The organism is Rhizobium sp. RHZ02 (genome assembly GCF_014851575.1).
Classification (GTDB): Bacteria; Pseudomonadota; Alphaproteobacteria; order Rhizobiales; family Rhizobiaceae; genus Rhizobium; species Rhizobium altiplani.
In genome coordinates this window covers 372,729-391,033 of record NZ_JACUZX010000001.1, presented here as the reverse complement: position 1 = coordinate 391,033, position 18,305 = coordinate 372,729, and the positions used below count along the sequence as shown (strand labels likewise).

Here is an 18,305-nt window from a genome sequence, read left to right as displayed (position 1 = left end):
AAGACAGAGACAGGAGAACGTCCGCTCGGAGCGATCTCTTCTGAGATCAGGTTCTCTGGTGCATCTGCGACCTACAACCTGTTCGCCGACGATGTCTGCTTTGGAGCAACGGCAAAGCTTGCAGCAACGGACGCGTCAATCGTGGCAGGAGGCCGCAATTTTCCTGGCGGCAGCCTGGACAAGCCCGAGCCGTTTCAGCTCGAGGCGTGCGTCGGGAAGGGCGCGATGAGCCGGATTGACAGGTTCCGACTGGGCGATGACATCGGCGACGAAACCCGGAATATCGACGTTTGCGCTATCGGCGCCAAGGATGGCAGACGCCACCTCGATGAAGAGATCGTCTGATTTCCGAAGCCGCAATGCATGGCGTGGCTTTCCTCCACCCCGAAGCAGTGCGCTGAGCCACTTCCCGTCCCAGGAGGGCGAACTCGCATAAAGCTCGTGCCCCGAAAGCTCTGCCATCAATTCCCCCACGACGAGTTCGATGTCGCTTCCATCTTTCTGCAGGCGGTCGCGCGAAATACCGTGAATCTTTTCTGCATCTGCGGACCAGTCCGTCCATCCGGACTTCGGTTTGATCAGGAATGACCGCGAGCGCCCATCCTCGAAGACCCAGGCGATCTCGACGGGGTAGCTGTGCTTGCTGAGGGAGGAGGCTTCGAAGTCGAGGAATACGATCATCGCCAGTAGGTAGGGCGTGATGGAAATGGTCGCAATCCCGAGTCCGCTGTCGGAGCCCTTTCTCTTCGATCGGCAGATGGCTCGCCCTGCTCGAAGGCGTGCACGTCACTCACGACCATAGTTGGGGCACGTTAGCTCACCAGCAGTGTTTTTCGGTTTGCTGGTAGGGATGGGCAGCATTCTTGCGTGTCGCGTCCAGTGCCGGACTACCTATAGCCGAGTCGAAGCGGTTGGGCCCTGGCTGTCGCGGGGTTTGCCTAGCTGCTTGAGTTTGATGAGCTAGCATCGCACGATTTGAGCACAAGGCATCGATGGGTGCTTCGACCATCTCGGCGGTGCCGAAATCAAAACATCGTTTCTTGGCAACTCGCGATGCAGTTGAGTGTATTGCTGATTGTTAATAAAAGTATAAAGTGTATTGACTTCAAGTTGAATTTTCCGTTGCAAATCAATGCGCGATGAGCAACCCGTCAGACGTTATGCTCATTGGATAGACGGGCCTTTTCCACTTCCTCTAGCGGCAGAATGCCAAACGTGTGATGGACGGCCGGTTCATATTGGTTGTGAACTGCATCAACGCCCGCCGTGATCGCACTCCTCCATGACGGCCCTCGACCCCACGCCTCACGCAAAGCGGCAGCCAGTTCCCGACCATAGGCAGTTTCTTGCAGTGCCTCGAAAAGCATTCCGGCCTGGCGCAAGTCTTTGTCCTTCTTTGCCCGCCCACCGGCATCATTGAGGCGACGACCAGCGACAATCAGCTTATGGACCGCGAACCGCGACGGATCGGGCACAACGACTGAGACACCGGCACCATGCAGCAGGATCGTTCGGACCGGATCACGGATCAGGAAATCCATGTATCGGAGCGGTTCCGCCGCAGCTCCGCCGAGCGCGGGCATGTTCGCCGGTTGATCAGCGTATTCCTCCGATCCCCGGTTTGTCGTCAGGAACTCGACGCGGTAGCCGCTATCATTCCGGAAAGCATTAGAGCGGGGCGATCCGGATATGTGCGGGAGCGCCCGGAATGACGGATCGATCCCTTGCAGCAGTTCCACAACTGGCGGCATGGAATCTGCCACTTCTCCCGAGATCGCGTAATCTTGGGCAATGTCGGCATCACCCGTCAGGATCGCGGCCATTGGTAGGCGCACGCCAAGGTATGCCGCATAGCATTGAAAGGCGACCGTTCCCACCAAGACGCCACGAAGCCGGAAAAGACCGGCTGCAGCCAGCGCCTCGACGACCGCGCCCGTGAAACGATCCGGCGCGATCATACCGGCTTCGCGCGTCAGGGCTGATACCATTTTTCGCCGGTTCTGGTAATCGTCCTTTTCAGCCCTGAACGTTGCGACCCGAGCGGAGATTTCGGTATCGTCAGCAGGTCCGACATAACGCCGCTTTTGACCGCCCGCGCCGTCTGGTTCATCGAAATACCAGTATTTGCGATTATCGACTGTTACCGGGACGAAGCGACCCGTCGGAGGAAAGTCGGCCGACCATTGAGCATCGAACGTCCGCTGTTGGAGTTCCGCTACCATCGTGCGAAACATGAGGTCAATTTGCTTCATGAGATCGGCTCCTATACCAGTTCCACAAATCTAGTATAGCCAACTCGTTTGGGCAACCTGCATCGCCCAGCTGGCGGTCTATACTGTTTCCGCAAATCTAGTATAGTCGCCGTTTGGCCGCGCTGATGGACCTCGATCGGGTACTCAAGGATCGTGGCCGAACTCGCGGGTGCCGTCAAAGGCGATGTAGTCCTCATGGCCTACTCCCGGCCATGTCTCACGCCATTTGTATCGCGGCGCTGGGCCATTCTCCCCTTGGCCAAAGTGTCAACATTTGTCGTTCTTGTTCGTCGGCGGATTAGCGCTTCTTTCGGCGGCGTCCCCAAACAATTCGCCGTCAGTTCAAGAAAAATTCGTTGACCGTTTCAGCGAAATCAAGGGTTCCCTATTCTGTCAACTTATTAGCCCAAGATAACCGGTATCAAGTCCTCGGAGCTATGGATCCCAATGGGTTCGCGGCCCTTGGCGCACGAATTAATTGATGCAAATTAGCAACCTCTAATTTATAATCGTGCCTTGCGATGTTTGCGGCAGGGGGGCGTCATGAAAATTGGCCGGAGCATGCTTGCGGGTGCGGGCTTCCTAGCCCTTGGTTGTGTCCCAGGATGGGCTTGGGCTCAACAGGTAACGGGTACGCCAGGGTCTCCCGGAGCCACCACCACCATTACCGGAAAACAACTTCCCTCGCCCGATCCGAATTTTGGCGGCGCAATAAAGCAGAAGGCGTCGGAATCGACACCATGGTGGGCCCCGCGCATCGTGCCACCAAAAGGGGCGCCCAACGTGCTGCTCATCATGACGGACGATCAGGGGTTCGGTGCACCGAGCACCTTTGGTGGGGTGATCCCTACGCCCGCGATGGATCGCATCGCGAAGGAAGGGCTGCGCTTCACGAATTTCCACTCCACGTCGCTCTGTTCGCCGACGAGGGCTGCGCTGATCACCGGACGCAACCATCATTCGGTCGGCTTCGGGGTCGTGGGTGAAATCGCGACGGGGTATCCCGGCTACGATTCCATTATCCCGATCGAGAAGGGCACCATCGGCACCATCCTGAAGGAAAACGGTTATGCCACGTCGTGGTTCGGCAAGAACCACAATACGCCGTCCTATCAGTCGAGCCAGGCGGGACCCTTCAACCAGTGGCCGAACGGCATGGGCTTCGACTACTTCTACGGCTTCGTCGGTGGCGATGCTAGCCAGTGGCAACCGAACCTGTATCGCAACACCACAGCCATCTACCCTTTCGAAGGCAATCCGGGCTGGAACCTCGAGACGGCAATGGCCGATGAAGCGATCGGATACATCAAGCAATTGAAGGAGATTGCCCCCGGTAAGCCATGGCTCGTCTACTACGTGCCGGGCGCAACCCACGCGCCTCATCATCCGACGCCAGAATGGATCAAGAAGATCAGTGACATGCATTTGTTCGACGACGGCTGGAACAAGGTGCGGGAGACGATCTTCGCCAACCAGAAGCGGCTCGGCATCATGCCTCAGGATGCCAGGCTGACCCCTTGGCCGGACGGCCTGCCGCAATGGGATTCCTTGAGTTTCGATGAGAAGAAGCTGTTCATCCGTCAAGCGGATATCTACGGCGCCTATCTTGCCTATGCCGACCACGAGATTGGGCGCGTCGTCCAGGCGGTCGATGACCTCGGCGAACTCGACAACACGTTGATCATCTATATCGGCGGCGACAATGGGGCGAGCGCGGAGGGCATGGTCAACGGCACTCCGAACGAGTTCACGACCTTCAACGGTGTCTCGGTGCCGGTCAAGGACCAGTTCCTCTGGTATCCCTTCTGGGGCTCGGAGCGAACCTTCCCGCACTATGCGGCCGGGTGGGCCTGGGCGATGGATACACCGTTCAAGTGGGTCAAGCAGGTGCCCTCGCATTTCGGGGGAACCTCGCAGGGCGTCGTCATGTCGTGGCCCGGCCATATCACCGACGCCGGCGGCGTGCGCCGTCAGTTCCACCACGTGATCGATATCGTGCCGACCATACTCGAGGCATCAGGCATTTCGGCGCCGGACATGATCAATGGCATTCCACAGAGTCCGATCGAGGGTGTCAGCATGGTCTACACCTGGGACAAGGCCAACGCGAATACTCCGACACGGCACGAGACCCAATATTTCGAGATGCTCGGCAACCGCGCCATCTATCACGACGGCTGGGTGGCGGCGACGACGCCGGCCACGCTGCCATGGGAACTCAGCACCAAGACGCCGCCTGATGTGATTACCGGCTACAACTGGGAACTCTACAATGTCGTCGATGATCCGACAGAGGCCAACGATCTGGCGTCAGCCTCGCCCGACAAGCTGAAACAGATGCAGGACCTCTTCTACTCCGAGGCAAAGAAGTACAACGTGCTGCCGCTCGACAACTCGACGCTTACCCGCTGGAATACGCCACGCCCGAACCTCACGGCCGGTCGAACGGAATTCAGCTATTCCGGAGAACTGAGCGGCGTGCCAGCGAGTGCGGCCCCCGACATCATGAACAAATCCTACACAATCACCGCCGATGTCGATATTCCCGAGGGCGGTGCGGAGGGCATGATCGTCACGGAAGGCGGCCGCTTCGGCGGCTACGGCCTGTTCCTGAGCAAGGGCGATTTCGGCGTTGGCCGGGGCAGGGTGGTCTTCCTCTACAACTTGCTCGACCTCAAGCGGACCATGTGGGAAGGCCCCGAACTGGAAGTAGGCAAACACCGGGTCACCTTTGACTACAAGGCGGACGGCACCAATCTCGGTACAGGCGGCATGGGCGTCCTCTCCGTCGACGGAAAGGAGGTGGCCCGCAACTCCCTGGAACATGGCATTCCGGTGACTTTTCCCGAGGACGAGACCTTCGACGTCGGCCTTGATACGCGCACAGGCGTGGCGCTCTTGGAATATCGCTACGACACACCATTCAAGTTCACCGGCAAGATCGACAAGCTGACCTTTGAGCTCGGGAGAAGCAACCAATGAGCCTCAAGCACACGATCATCACCCTTGGCATCACCCTTGGTGTAGCCGCGAACCTCGGCATTCTGACGTCGTCGACGTCGATCGCCGAGGATGCCATCACCGCGCCAGCGACGAAGTCCATTGGCACCTCGAGCACGCAGAAGACGGAACTGGTTCCGTCGCTTATCGTAATGAACTCCGATGGTGCGACCTTAAAGGGCGACACGCTGACGCTGACGAGCATTTCCAACAACTCGATCCTGTTCGCCGACCGACCGGTGCGCTCCGCCGGACATGCGCTGACCACGCACTTGCTGGAAGAGTGGGCTCAGGGCGGAAGCTTCGAGAAGGATCCGCCAAACGCCACCGTCTCGGTGCTGAACAAGGACGCGTCGAGCGTTGAGGACGCCGTCGTCGTCTTGAAGGAACCGAAGCTCGAGGGCGCGAACCTGACGTTCAAAGTGGATATACTGGAGGGCAGCCTCGCCAAGGCAGATGGCCCGGCATCGATTTTCATCGACATTATTGGCATGCCGAGGACCCCGCGATCGTTTGCGGGTGTGGCACGACGAACTGCTTATCGGGGAGCATGGTACGGAGCGGCTGCCGCTGGTGCGGCCGCGGCCGCCTACGACCGTCCCTATTACCGGCCCTACTACCCGCCGCCAGCCTGCGGATACTATCCGCTGCCACCGTGCTAGTGTTGCCACGTCCTCGTGACCCAGCTGTCCGAGAGGAGGATCGGCGTGATGAACAGGGCACTGGCTGTCGCGGCCATCGGTGAAATTGTGACTGGCCTGGCGCTGGTCGCCATTCCCGCGCTCGTCGGTGAACTTCTGCTTGGGGAGGCCCTGGTCGGCGTGGCGGCGGCCGCCGCGCGTGTCGCCGGCATCGCGCTGATCGGACTGGGGATCGCCTGTTGGCGGAGCAAACCCCTTGAGGGCATGCTCTCTTACAGTATCCTTGTGACCTTCTATCTCGCCTATCTCGGTTTAGCTCACGGAATGACCGGTATTCTGCTTTGGCCAGCTGTGGTCCTGCATGCTGTCCTTTCGCTTTTGCTGGCACGTATCTGGTGGGGCGGTGCGATCAAGTGAGTTTCGCCGCGACAGTCTGGCCAAGCGGTATTTGAATGCGACCATCTCGACCCACGGTCGTGGCGGGTTCGGCTCAGTCGGCATGTTTACAGTCGCATATGTCCGTTTCTTCAAGCAAATTCTCGACCGGCTACTCAAGGATTGATCGAGCGAGCGGACACCAGTACGCCCGTGTTATTGTAGATAAACTCGGCCCTTCGGTTATTGTCCCGCTCCAACATGAACCAATCCAATGTTTCGACCTGGAAGGTCAGTATTCCGAAAACCGCTTTCCCGGTGGTGTCGCCTGATGCAGCCATGGGCACTTGTGTGTCATTGCCCAATGCGTCTCCGGGCGGTCCACCTGTATAGGTTCTACGGGTCCACTCCGACAGCTTTGTCCAAGCCTCCTCTGCCTGCTCACTGAAAGGTCCATGAAGCGTCGCCGTCCCCTTTAGACGAAGCTGCAATCTGGTTCGGCTGCAGAATCCAAGAACCGTGACACAGGCATTTGATTTTATCTCGCTCCACTTTCGGCTTCGAATGTCGGTATGGAACTCCAAGAGGCGGCCACGTCTGTCTGCCTTTCGCAGCACGACCATGCGTGCTTGCGGCCGCAACGATGTGTCGACCGAACACAGGCTCACCTGCCTGAAACTTGACTCTGGACTGAGGGCACCTTTCTCAAGTTCGCTCCACGCCGATGCTTCCACCTCGAGCAGGCTTGCTTCTTCTTCGATATCCAAATTATTGGCTCCTGCCAGAACCTTGGGGGCTCATGCTCGCTCTATCCTTTAATAGCGCGCCTGTGATCCGAGAAGAAAACAGTTCTTCGCGTGATTGTCGGTAGAAAAATTATGTCTTCGAAGACGCGCCTCAATGGCTTTTGAGATCGTGGCCGGCAGACAGTTCGTAATGGAACTGTCATAAATGGCGCGAGCTGATTCGACATGACCGAGATCACCGGCGCTCTTTTTGTCAGGACGCAACATATTGATGACAACTCCACTCCGACCGGCGCTTGGCAGCTCCCCTGAAGATACGGTCGAACAGGCAGGCGCACTGTGCTTTCGCCAGGTTGAGTCTGGTGGCGAGCCTGAGGTCTTGCTTATTTCCAGCCGTCGTACCGGAGACTGGGGTATTCCCAAAGGGCACATGGAATCTGGGGAGACTGCATCCGAGGGTGCCGTGCGCGAAGCTTTTGAGGAGGCAGGCGTTCGTGGCATCGTGACGAGAGATCCGGTTGGATCCTTCAGTTACCAAAAATCCGGAACCTCTTCGATCTTTCGTGTTCGCTTGTATCGCATTCGCGTTACCACGACCTTCGACGATTTTCCCGAGAAGGGTCAACGCATCCTACGTTGGCTACCCGCATCGATTGCGGCGAATGAGGTTGCCCATCCGGACTTGCGCCGTCTGATTTCGATCGCCCTTTCTGTCACTGACTGCCACACCAAAGTTTAGGAGCCTTGTTTCGGCGGGTAATGCAAAGCTGTTCAAAGCCCCCAGATGACAGCCTCTTCATGGCGCTTGATGAGGTGGCGGAGATCCTGAAAGCCGGTTCGGATGAAGGAGGCGAATTGTTCGACGGCGGGCGTCCTTGGGGCGTCCGTCCTCTTCAGGATCGCCAGCGCCCGCTCCGGGTGGGGAATGTTCACGGGCAGGGCAGTGATCGTCTTTTCCTTGCGTTGCGCGAAAACGACGCTGTGCGGCATCACGGTCAGCGCATCTGCCGATTTCAGATAGTTGATCACTGCCATAAGCGACCCGCCTGAATAGCGGATCTTGATCTCGGTCGCGCCGAAGGAGAGCAGCAGCGCGCGAAGGTCCGTCATCAGTGGACTTCCGGGCGGCGGGGCGATCCAGGGATAATCAAGCAGATGGCTCGGCTGCGGCCGGCGTTTCAAGAGCAGCGGATGCGTCACGCGGCAGGCAATGACGTTGCGGCCGGGCAGGATTTGCTGGAATTCCAGCCCGGAGCCCTCGTCGAGAATGTCGATCGGGCAGATGGCAAGGTCGATCTGGTCGGCTTTCAATGCGGCGCGCAGATCTGGGAAATAGCCGTAGCTTTGATCTATGCGCACATCGGGATGGTGTGCCTGGAATTCTGCGCAGAGCCCGGCGATCAGGGCATCCATGAAGAACGGCGTACCGCCGACGCGCACGACGCCGCTCTTGCCAACTCGGAAGCTTTCAAGGAGATCGGAAGCCTTGCGGGAGGCGGCCAGCATGACGAAGCCATGCTCTGCCAGTGCCAGGCCGAAGGGCGTCGGCTGCAGCGGTCGCCGGCCTTTGATGAACAGCGGTTCGCCGACGCGTTTTTCCAGCATGGAAAGTGTGCGCGATACGGCTGGCTGGGCGAGCCCGAGCAGGGCCGCGCCCTCCGTCACGCCGCCAGTCTTGACGACGGCAGCAAGCTGGATCAGGTGACGTTCATCGATCTTCATAACGATCTGTTATATTGAGCTGAAGCAAAATCATCAATCCATCCGCTTCCGGTTGTTATGATGGATTTATCAGACGGCGGAATGGGGAGGTGGAGCATGTCGTTGGGTGCCAAAGCGCTCACATTCAGCGAAGCGACATCGTCGGAAGCCTTCGCCGAGCGTTTTTCTACTGGTCCAGACAGCAATCTGCCGCGGCTGATCGCTGCCGCCGTAACCCATGTGCACGATCTCATCAAACAGTTCCGCCCGACCCAGGACGAGTGGCGCAAGGTCATCACCTTCCTGACGGAGGTCGGGCACGCGTCGGATGAGCGCCGCCAGGAATGGGTGCTGCTCTCCGACCTCATCGGCGCCTCCGCGCTGGTGGAAGAGATCAACACCCGCCGGCCGAAAGGCGCAACGCCGAACACCATTCGCGGCCCATTCTTTCGCAACGACACACCGGAGCGCGCCTGCGGATCCTCCATCTCGCTCGATGGCATCGGGGAGCCGCTCGCCGTCTCGGTACGGGTGAATGATCTCGATGGGCTGCCGATCGGCGGCGCCGAGGTCGTGACCTGGCAGGCCAATTCCGAGGGATTTTACGAGAACCAGCAGCCCGACCTTCAGCCCGAACACAATCTACGCGGCCTGTTCCACACGGATGCGCAGGGCCACTTTGACTACCGTTCTGTCGTGCCCTCGGGCTACGGTGTACCGGATGATGGTCCGGTCGGGAGACTTTTTGCCGATACCGGCTATCCGCTGCGCCGCCCGGCGCACCTGCATTTTGTCATCCGCGCCAAGGGATTCGAGACGATCACCACCCATATTTATGATGCCAGCGACCCGCATCTTTCCGAGGATGCGCTGTTCGGCGTGCGGCCGGAACTTGTTTCCCGTTTCGAGCCCGCCGACGTCGATGGTAGGCACGGCAAGGCCGCAGACCTCACCTTTGTCATGGTTCGCGCCAAGCCGGGGAGGGTGTCATGACCCAACCCTTTTCCTATGCCGGCAGCCCGGCCCGCATCATCTTTGGTGAAGGCGCGAGAAGCCAGGTGGGCCGGTGGATCGAGAAAACCGGCTGCAGGCGGGCACTCATTCTCTCGACCCCGCAACAGAGGGCGGATGCCGAGGCTCTGGCCCGTGAGATCGGCAACCTTGCCTGCGGCGTGTTTTCGGGTGCCACCATGCACACTCCGGTCGATGTGACGGAAGCAGCGGTGAAGGTGGCGGCTGAGACGCTGGCGGATTGTGTCGTCTCTCTCGGTGGCGGATCCACCACCGGCCTCGGCAAGGCGATCGCCTATCGAACCGACCTTCCGCAGATCGTCGTACCGACCACCTACGCCGGTTCGGAGGTCACGCCGATCCTCGGCCAGACGGAAGCCGGCCGCAAGACGACGATACGCGATGCGAAAATCCTGCCGGAGGTCGTCATTTACGATCCGGCACTGACCCTCGGCCTGCCGGTCGCCATGAGCATCACCAGCGGGCTCAATGCCATGGCCCATGCAATGGAAGGACTTTATGCGCAGGACCGCAATCCGATCTCGACGCTGATGGCGCTGGAGGGCCTGCGCGCCCTTGCCCGCAGCTTGCCGGAGATCGTCAACGCACCTCGCGATGTAAAAGCCCGCAGCGACGCGCTCTATGGTGCCTGGCTCTGCGGCACGGTGCTTGGCACGGTCGGCATGGCGCTGCACCACAAGATCTGCCACACGCTCGGCGGCTCGTTCGATACGCCGCATGCAGAAACCCACGCGGTCATGCTGCCACATACAGTCGCCTTCAACGCCACTGCAGCCGCTTTGGAACTTGCCCCAGCTGCGGAGATTTTCGGCGGATCGATCGGTGGCGGGCTCTGGGATTTCGCAAAGGCGATCGGTGCGCCGTTGTCCTTGAAGGAACTCGGGTTGAGCGCGGCCGATCTTGATCGCGCCGCGTCAATTGCGGTCGAAAATCCCTACTGGAATCCACGGCCGATCGACAAGACGTCGATCCGGGCCTTGTTGCAGGACGCCTTCGAGGGGAGGCGGCCGACAGAGTGATATTTGCATGCCGCTTTGCGCGCTCTTTGGGAGGAGAGGACAATGGGAGGAAGCATGTTTACCAGACGCGATTTTCTGAAGACGACGGCCGCCGGCGGGGCCGTTCTCGCCACATCGGGCCTTGCCGCCCCGGCGATCGCCCAGAACGTTGCGATCAAGCTCGGCTATGTCAGCCCGCAGACCGGCCCGCTCGCCGCCTTCGGCGAAGCCGACAAGTTCGTCATAGATGCCTTCCTGGCAACGACCAAGGGTATGGGCCTCAATTACGAGGTGGTGGTAAAGGACAGCCAGTCCAACCCCAACCGTGCGGCGGAAGTGGCAAAGGAACTGATCGTCGACACCGAGATCAACCTCATGCTGGTCTCCTCGACCCCGGAAACGACAAACCCGGTCTCGACCACTTGCGAGGCCGAGGAGATGCCCTGCATCTCGACCGTCGCGCCCTGGCAGCCCTGGTTCATCGGCCAGCAGGGCAATCCCGGCGACCCGGCCTCATGGAAGCCGTTCAACTATGCCTACCACTTCTTCTGGGGGCTCGAGGATATCATCGCCGTCTTCACCGGCATGTGGGGCCAGATAGAGACCAACAAGAAGGTCGGCGGCCTCTTCCCGAACGATGGCGACGGCAATGCCTGGGGCGACAAGGTGGTAGGCTTCCCGCCCGTCTTGGAAAAGCTCGGCTATGGGCTGACCGATACCGGCCGCTACCAGAACCTAACGGACGATTTTTCCGCACAGATCAATGCCTTCAAGCAGGCCGGAACCGATATCCTGACCGGCGTGATGATCCCGCCTGATCTCACCACTTTCTGGAACCAGGCCAAGCAGCAGGGCCTGAAGCCGAAGATCGCTTCGATCGGCAAGGCGCTTCTCTTCCCGCAAACGGTGGAGGCGCTGGGCGATGCCGGTCACAACCTGTCGACCGAAGTCTGGTGGACGCCGAGCCATCCGTTCAAGTCGTCGCTGACGGGCGAAACGGCTGCGACCGTTGCAGAGGCCTTCACCAAGGCGACGGGACGTCCCTGGACGCAGCCGATCGGCTTTGCCCACGCCCTGTTCGAGCTAGCGGTCGATGTGATGAAGCGCGCCGAGGACGTGGGCGATGGCGGTGCGGTGGCCAAGGCCATCGGCGAGACCAAGCTCGATACACTCGTTGGTCCAGTTGCCTGGGGCAGCGACAAGCTGCCGCCTTTTGTCCAGAAGAATATTGCCAAGACGCCGCTGGTCGGCGGCCAGTGGCGACTGAAATCGGGCGGCGGGTATGATCTCGTGGTTGTCGAAAACAGCCTGGCGCCGAATGTGCCGCTGGGCGGCAAGCTGGAGGCATTGGCCTAGGCTCTTCTCGGGGAGGAGGGGAACCGGAATTTTTGGATTTGCTCTTGCCTCTCCCCGCGCGGGGAGAGGTGGCCCGTCAGGCCGGATAAGGGGTTTTCCCGGAAAGCCACATAAAGAACCGAGAACGTGATGCCCATACTCGAACTCAACGCTGTATCAAAATCCTTCGGCGCGCTCGTCGTTGCCGAAAACATCGGCTTTTGCGTGGAGCCGGGCGAGGCGCTCGGCGTCATTGGGCCGAATGGCGCCGGCAAATCGACCCTCTTCAATCTGATCAGCGGCAATCTTTCCGTCGCGACCGGCTCCATCCACTTCGATGGCCGTGACGTCACCCGTCAGCCCCCGATGCAGCGCTGCCTGGCCGGCATGGGCCGTACTTTCCAGATCCCGCAGCCTTTCGATCAGTTGACTGTTTATGAAAACCTTCTTGTCGCTGGCGCTTTTGGTGCGCAGGCGAGGGAAAGCGAGGTCGCCGGTCTTTGCGCTGATATTCTCGTGGAAACCGGTCTGATTGCCAAGGCCAACATGCCCGCGGGCTCGCTTACCCTCCTTGAACGCAAGCGGCTGGAGCTTGCCCGCGCGCTCGCCACAAAGCCGAAGCTTTTGCTGCTCGATGAAATCGCCGGCGGGCTGACCGAGGGCGAATGCCGCCAGCTGGTTGCCACCATCAAGCGCGTGCATCAGCGCGGCATCGCCGTCATCTGGATCGAGCATGTGCTGCACGCCTTGACCGCAGTCGCCGAGCGCATCCTCGTGTTGAATTTTGGCCGGGTGATCGGGGTCGGCGATCCGGAGACGATCATGGCCTCCAGCGAAGTACGCGAAATCTATCTGGGAATGGAGGTCTGATGCCAAGCCTCGTCGAAACCCGAGCCCTCACTGCCTTCTATGGCGATTTCCAGGCAATCTTCGGTGTCGATATCAGGCTCGACGCCGGTGAGACCGTCGCCGTGATTGGCGCAAACGGCGCCGGTAAATCGACCCTGATGCGCTCGATCGCGGGCATCATCACCAATCGCGCCGAGATGATCCTGCATCGCGGCGAGCCGATCGGCGCGCTTGCCGCCCCCGATGTCGTGCGCCGCGGCATCGCGCTGGTGCCGGAGGGACGAAAGCTGTTTTCCTCTCTCACCGTCGAGGAAAACCTGCAGGTCGGCGCTTACGGCCGCTCGGTGGACGGTCCCTGGACCCTCGACAGCATCTACCGGCTTTTTCCAATCCTGAAAGAGCGCCGACGCAATCCGGCGACCGCGCTGTCTGGCGGCCAGCAGCAGATGGTGGCAATCGGCCGGGCGCTGATGTCGAACCCGGATATCCTGCTTTGCGACGAGCTGAGCCTCGGTCTTGCGCCCGTCGTCATCAAGGATATCTACGCCGCCTTCTCCAAGATTAGTGCCGCGGGCGCTGCCATCATCATCGTCGAGCAGGATATCGCCCAGGCGTTGAAGGTTGCCGACCGCGTCTATTGCATGATGGAGGGCCGCGTTACGCTGTCCGGTCAACCTGCGGAGTTCGATCGCGCCGATATCCATGCGGCCTATTTCGGAGCAGAGCCCAATGAGCTTCATTGATACGCTTCTGCAGGGTGTGCTGCTCGGCGGCCTTTATGCCCTTTTTGCCGCGGGCCTGAGCCTTGTTTTCGGCATTATGCGCCTCGTCAATCTGGCCCACGGCGACCTTATCGTGCTCGCGGCCTTCCTCATCCTTGTGATCGTCTCCACGCTCGGGCTCGATCCCTTCGTCGCCGCCGTTGTTGCAGCCCCGCTGATGTTCGCCCTCGGCTGGGTGCTGCAATATCACCTGCTGAACCGCACTCTGGGCAAGGATATCCTGCCGCCGCTGCTCGTCACCTTCGGCCTGTCGATCGTCGTCCAGAACGGCCTCCTGGAAGGGTTCACCGCCGATAGCCGCCGCATCTCGGCCGGTGCGTTGGAAACGGCGTCTGTCAGTCTCGGCAACATCAGTGCCGGTGTGATGCCGCTGATCACCTTCGCGTCCGCGATATTGGTCATTGTCGCGCTCAACCAGCTGATCTATCGCACAGCGCTTGGGCGCGCCTTCCGCGCCACCTCCGATGACGTAGTGACCGCAAGTCTCATGGGTATCCGGCCGAACTCGATCTTCGCCATCGCCACCGGGCTTGCGATGGTGATCGTTACGATCGCGGCGCTCTATCTCGGCACGCGCGCGAATTTTGACCCGACGGCGGGGCCGGCGCGGCTGATCTACGCCTTCGAGGCTGTCATCATCGGCGGGCTTGGGTCACTCTGGGGCACGCTTGCCGGTGGCATCATCCTCGGTGTCGCTCAGACCGTCGGCGCGGCTATCAATCCGGAATGGCAGATCCTTGTCGGGCATATCGCCTTCCTTCTCGTGCTTCTCTTCCGGCCGCGCGGCCTGTTTCCCCGAGCAGCGGACTGAGACGCCATGACCCCAGGTCTTGAAACGATGACGACCGAGATCGAAGCGCCCGCGGGCTGGCGGGTGGAAACGCGCACACGGCTTTCCACCATATTCGCCGTCATTTCCCTCGTAGCGGTCGTGGCGCTGACGGCGGCTCCCTTCCTTGTCTCGCGCGGGGTGATTCAGGATCTGTTCTTCATTCTCACCATGCTGGCGCTGGCGCAGAACTGGAACCTGCCTGCCGGCTATGCGGGTCTGATCTCCGTCGGTCAGCAGCTCTTTGTCGGGTGTGGTGCCTATGCTCTGTTCGGCCTGGTGATCCTTGCGGGTCTCGATCCCATCCTCGCCATCCCGCTTGCCGGTTTCTTCGCCATGATCATCGCCGTACCCACGGCCTTCTTCGCCTTCCGGCTTTATGGTCCCTATTTTGCGATAGGCACCTGGGTCATCGCAGAAGTCGGGCGGCTGCTTTTTGCGCAGTGGAAGATGCTCGGCGGCGGCACTGGCACCTCGCTGCCACGCGAAGCGACACGGGAGATGCTCGGCATCTCGCTGCTTCAGGACTGGTTCGGCATGCGCGCGTCCGCGGCTGCCGACGCGCTAGCATACTGGTTGGCGTTGGCGCTCGCGGCGCTGACGATCGCCTTCGTTTACAAGTTGCTGCGCTCCAAGCAGGGCCTCGGGCTCGCGGCCGTGCGCGACAACGAAACGGCGGCCCGAGCGCTCGGCGTCGATGCGCGGAAGCTCAAGACTGCGATCTACCTGCTGACGGCGTTTCTCACCGGCATCGTCGGCGCGCTCATCTACCTGCAGAAGGCGCGGATTTCGCCCGATGCCGCCTTCTCGCTCACCGATTGGACGGCCTATGTCGTCTTCATCGTTGTTATCGGTGGCATCGGCACGATCGAAGGTCCGATCCTCGGCGTCATCATCTTCTTTCTGCTGCAGAATGCCTTTTCGAACTACGGCTCCTGGTATCTGATGGCGCTTGGTGGGCTGGCCATCGTCACCATGCTTTTTGCGCCCAGGGGGCTCTGGGGGCTGATCTGCGACCGCACCGGTTGGCAACTCTTTCCGGTCCGCCGCCTGCTGAAGGGCGGACCACTCAGACAGGATGACAAGGGAGGGCCGAATGGCTGACATCACCACCGACGTTTTGATCATTGGAACGGGACCCGCGGGCTCGGCGACAGCCGCGCTGCTTGCTAGCTATGGGCTCGAGCCGCTGGTGGTCAACCGCTACCGCTGGCTGGCAAACACGCCGCGCGCGCACATCACCAACCAGCGCACCATGGAGGTTCTTCGTGATCTCGGCCGCGACGTGGAAGATGAGGCCTACATGTTCGCGACCGAGCAGGATCTGATGGGCCAGAACGTGTTCTGCACCGCCGTTGCGGGGGAGGAGATTGGCCGCATGCAGAGCTGGGGCAACCATCCGCTCTCGCGTGCCGAGCATATCCTGTCCTCGCCCGGGCGCATGAACGACCTGCCGCAGACCTATATGGAGCCGCTGCTCTTCAAGACGGCCTGTTCGCGTGGCGCGCAGTCGCGCATGTCAACCCAGTATCTGAACCATGTGCAGGATACCGAGGGCGTCACCACCACCTGTCTCGACCGGTTGACCGGCAAGGAAATCACCATCCGCTCAAAATTCCTGATCGGTGCCGATGGCGGCAACTCCAAGGTCGCCGAACATGCGGGTCTCTCCTTCGAAGGAAAGATGGGTGTCGCCGGCTCGATGAACATCCTGTTCGAGGCCGATCTTTCCCGCCATGTCGCCCATCGTCCCTCGGTACTTTACTGGGTGCTGCAGCCGGGCGCGGATGTCGGCGGCATCGGCATGGGGCTCGTGCGCATGGTGCGGCCGTGGAACGAATGGCTGATCGTCTGGGGTTATGACATCAACCAGCCGGCGCCTGAGGTCGACGAGGCCTTCGCGACCAAAGTTGTGCGCGAGCTGACGGGCGTTGCCGACCTCCAGCCCAAGATCAAGTCGGTCTCCACCTGGACGGTCAACAACATGTATGCGACGACGCTTTCGAATGGCCGCGTCTTCTGCATGGGCGATGCCGCCCATCGCCATCCGCCGTCGAATGGTCTCGGTTCCAACACCTCGATCCAGGACGGTTTCAACCTCGCCTGGAAGCTCGCCATGGTCATCAAGGGGCAGGCCGGAATGGGACTGCTCGACAGCTATCAGGCGGAGCGTGCGCCGGTCGCCAGGCAGATCGTCACCCGCGCCAACAAGTCGATTGAGGAATTCGGTCCAATCTTCAAGGCGCTTGGCCTGCTCGATTCCGTTGATCCGGTGAAGATGCAGCAAAACATGGATGCGCGCTGCGACGACACCGCCGAGGCCGAGCGCCAGCGCGCCGCAATCCGCGAGGCAATCGCCTACAAGGTCTATGAATTCGATGCCCATGGTGTCGAGATGAACCACCGCTATGACTCGACTGCTGTCGTCAAGGATGGCCAACCGGAACCGGCCTTCGGGAAGGACGCCGAGTTGCATTTCCAGCAGACGACATGGCCCGGCGCCCGGTTGCCACATGCCTGGCTGTTTGGTGCCGATGGTGGCAAGGTGTCGAGCCTTGATCTCACCGGCCACGGCGTCTTCACCATCCTGACCGGCATCGGCGGCGATGGCTGGGTGGCGGCGGCAAAGGCATTGTCGAAGGAATTCGGCCTGCCGATCACCGTTCACAAGATAGGCCCACGGCAGGCATGGCAGGATCTGACCGGTGACTGGGCCCGCATCCGCGAGGTCCGCGATTCCGGTGCTGTGTTCGTGCGGCCGGATCACCATGTTGCCTGGCGCGCAGATGCGGCGGTCGCCGATCCCGAAGGCGCCCTGCGCCGCGTGTTGAAGACCATCCTGGATCGGTGAGGTGATCATGAACGCCAAGGAAAAGAGCTATTTCACCGAGGAAAATTCCGTCGAGGTGGTCACAAGCCGAAACGCCGATGCGAAGAGCGCGCGCTTGAAGGAGGTGATGGAGGTCGTCACCCGCAAGCTGCACGAGGCGGTAAAGGAACTGGAGCCGACGCAGGAGGAGTGGATGGAGGCGATCCTCTTCCTCACCCGCACCGGCCATATGTGCAACGAATGGCGGCAGGAGTTCATCCTCCTGTCAGATGTGCTCGGCGTCTCGATGCTGGTCGATGCGATCAACAACAGAAAGCCCTCGGGCGCCTCCGAGAGTACCGTCCTTGGACCATTCCATGTCGCGGATGCGCCGGAACTACCGATGGGTGCCAATATCTGCCTCGACGAGAAGGGCGAGGACATGGTGATCAGCGGCCGCATCCTCGATACCGCGGGCCGGCCGATTGAAAATGCGGTCATCGATGTTTGGCAGGCGAATGACGAGGGATTCTACGACGTGCAGCAGAAGGGAATTCAGCCGGATTTCAACCTGCGCGGCATTTTCCGCACCGGTGCTGATGGACATTACTGGTTTCGCGCGGTGAAGCCGAAATACTATCCGATCCCGGACGACGGCCCGGTCGGCCAACTGCTTGGCCATCTCGGTCGCCATCCCTATCGGCCGGCCCACTTGCACTATATTGTCAAGGCAGACGGGTTCGAAACACTCACCACCCACATCTTCGATCCGGATGATCCCTATATCCATTCGGATGCGGTCTTCGGCGTCAAGGAAAGCCTGCTCGCAAAATTCTGCCTGATGAACGATCCTGTTCGGGCACACGAACTCGGGTTCCGGGATAAGTTCTGGCAGGTGGAACACGATTTCGTACTGGCTCCAAATCCGCGTCTATGAGCCGGAAGCGGGTCCCCGC

Annotated in this window: 17 protein-coding genes; 13 read left to right on the top strand and 4 right to left on the bottom strand. The window is 60.4% G+C overall.

All coding sequences use genetic code 11. From position 1 onward, the window contains the following. Positions 1–135: 135 nt before the first annotated feature. Positions 136–681 (bottom strand): transcriptional regulator, encoded by a 546-nt coding sequence (locus tag IB244_RS01830; RefSeq protein WP_192303007.1) that lies wholly within the window; start codon positions 679–681, stop codon positions 136–138. A gap of 470 nt (positions 682–1,151) precedes the next feature. Beyond that, a complete protein-coding gene (locus IB244_RS01825; protein ID WP_169682466.1) occupies positions 1,152–2,252 on the bottom strand; it encodes a GSU2403 family nucleotidyltransferase fold protein in 1,101 nt (366 codons plus the stop codon). A 543-nt stretch (positions 2,253–2,795) separates the two neighbouring features. Between IB244_RS01825 and IB244_RS01820 the strand changes: the two genes are divergently transcribed. Genes IB244_RS01820 through IB244_RS01810 form a run of 3 tightly spaced genes read left to right on the top strand, consistent with a single transcriptional unit; the run spans position 2,796 to position 6,310 of the window. Then, on the top strand, positions 2,796–5,234 hold the full coding sequence (locus IB244_RS01820) for an arylsulfatase (protein WP_169682468.1): 2,439 nt from the start codon (positions 2,796–2,798) through the stop codon (positions 5,232–5,234). Next, entirely contained in the window at positions 5,231–5,914 is a 684-nt protein-coding gene (locus tag IB244_RS01815; protein ID WP_169682470.1) for a hypothetical protein, read from the top strand. Before IB244_RS01820 ends, IB244_RS01815 begins: the two co-directional genes overlap by 4 nt. Positions 5,915–5,962: 48 nt before the next feature. Then, a complete protein-coding gene (locus IB244_RS01810; protein ID WP_169682472.1) occupies positions 5,963–6,310 on the top strand; it encodes a hypothetical protein in 348 nt (115 codons plus the stop codon). A 134-nt stretch (positions 6,311–6,444) separates the two neighbouring features. Here the strand turns inward: IB244_RS01810 and IB244_RS01805 are convergent, their stop codons facing one another. Beyond that, complete coding sequence (locus IB244_RS01805) at positions 6,445–7,035, bottom strand: pyridoxamine 5'-phosphate oxidase family protein (RefSeq protein WP_169682474.1); 591 nt, start codon at positions 7,033–7,035, stop codon at positions 6,445–6,447. A gap of 250 nt (positions 7,036–7,285) precedes the next feature. Between IB244_RS01805 and IB244_RS01800 the strand changes: the two genes are divergently transcribed. After that, positions 7,286–7,753: an NUDIX hydrolase gene (locus IB244_RS01800; RefSeq protein ID WP_169682477.1), complete on the top strand. Its 468-nt coding sequence runs from the start codon at positions 7,286–7,288 to the stop codon at positions 7,751–7,753. Between the two features lie 32 nt (positions 7,754–7,785). On the opposite strand, the gene IB244_RS01795 is transcribed toward IB244_RS01800, so the two are convergent. Beyond that, on the bottom strand, positions 7,786–8,736 hold the full coding sequence (locus IB244_RS01795) for a LysR family transcriptional regulator (protein ID WP_192303005.1): 951 nt from the start codon (positions 8,734–8,736) through the stop codon (positions 7,786–7,788). 96 nt (positions 8,737–8,832) lie between these two features. Here IB244_RS01795 and IB244_RS01790 point away from each other — a divergent pair, with 96 nt between their 5' ends. The 9 genes from IB244_RS01790 to IB244_RS01750 all read left to right on the top strand — a co-directional run bounded on the left by IB244_RS01790 (position 8,833) and on the right by IB244_RS01750 (position 18,286). After that, on the top strand, positions 8,833–9,708 hold the full coding sequence (locus IB244_RS01790; protein WP_169682481.1) for a dioxygenase: 876 nt from the start codon (positions 8,833–8,835) through the stop codon (positions 9,706–9,708). Continuing rightward, the gene (locus IB244_RS01785; protein WP_192303003.1) at positions 9,705–10,766 is read left to right on the top strand and encodes a maleylacetate reductase; all 1,062 of its coding nucleotides are present in this window, start codon (positions 9,705–9,707) and stop codon (positions 10,764–10,766) included. The genes IB244_RS01790 and IB244_RS01785 overlap by 4 nt, the downstream gene beginning before the upstream one ends. A gap of 54 nt (positions 10,767–10,820) precedes the next feature. Then, on the top strand, positions 10,821–12,101 hold the full coding sequence (locus IB244_RS01780; protein ID WP_169682485.1) for an ABC transporter substrate-binding protein: 1,281 nt from the start codon (positions 10,821–10,823) through the stop codon (positions 12,099–12,101). Between the two features lie 129 nt (positions 12,102–12,230). Further along, positions 12,231–12,950, top strand: a complete 720-nt coding sequence (locus IB244_RS01775; protein WP_169682487.1) for an ABC transporter ATP-binding protein — start codon at positions 12,231–12,233, stop codon at positions 12,948–12,950. Then, on the top strand, positions 12,950–13,672 hold the full coding sequence (locus tag IB244_RS01770) for an ABC transporter ATP-binding protein (RefSeq protein WP_192241426.1): 723 nt from the start codon (positions 12,950–12,952) through the stop codon (positions 13,670–13,672). The genes IB244_RS01775 and IB244_RS01770 overlap by 1 nt, the downstream gene beginning before the upstream one ends. Beyond that, positions 13,659–14,522 (top strand): branched-chain amino acid ABC transporter permease, encoded by an 864-nt coding sequence (locus IB244_RS01765; protein ID WP_192303001.1) that lies wholly within the window; start codon positions 13,659–13,661, stop codon positions 14,520–14,522. Before IB244_RS01770 ends, IB244_RS01765 begins: the two co-directional genes overlap by 14 nt. A 6-nt stretch (positions 14,523–14,528) precedes the next feature. Further along, positions 14,529–15,644: a branched-chain amino acid ABC transporter permease gene (locus IB244_RS01760; RefSeq protein ID WP_192302999.1), complete on the top strand. Its 1,116-nt coding sequence runs from the start codon at positions 14,529–14,531 to the stop codon at positions 15,642–15,644. Then, entirely contained in the window at positions 15,637–17,391 is a 1,755-nt protein-coding gene (locus tag IB244_RS01755) for an FAD-dependent oxidoreductase (RefSeq protein ID WP_192302997.1), read from the top strand. The genes IB244_RS01760 and IB244_RS01755 overlap by 8 nt, the downstream gene beginning before the upstream one ends. A gap of 7 nt (positions 17,392–17,398) precedes the next feature. After that, a complete protein-coding gene (locus tag IB244_RS01750) occupies positions 17,399–18,286 on the top strand; it encodes an intradiol ring-cleavage dioxygenase (RefSeq protein WP_192302995.1) in 888 nt (295 codons plus the stop codon). Positions 18,287–18,305: the final 19 nt, after the last annotated feature.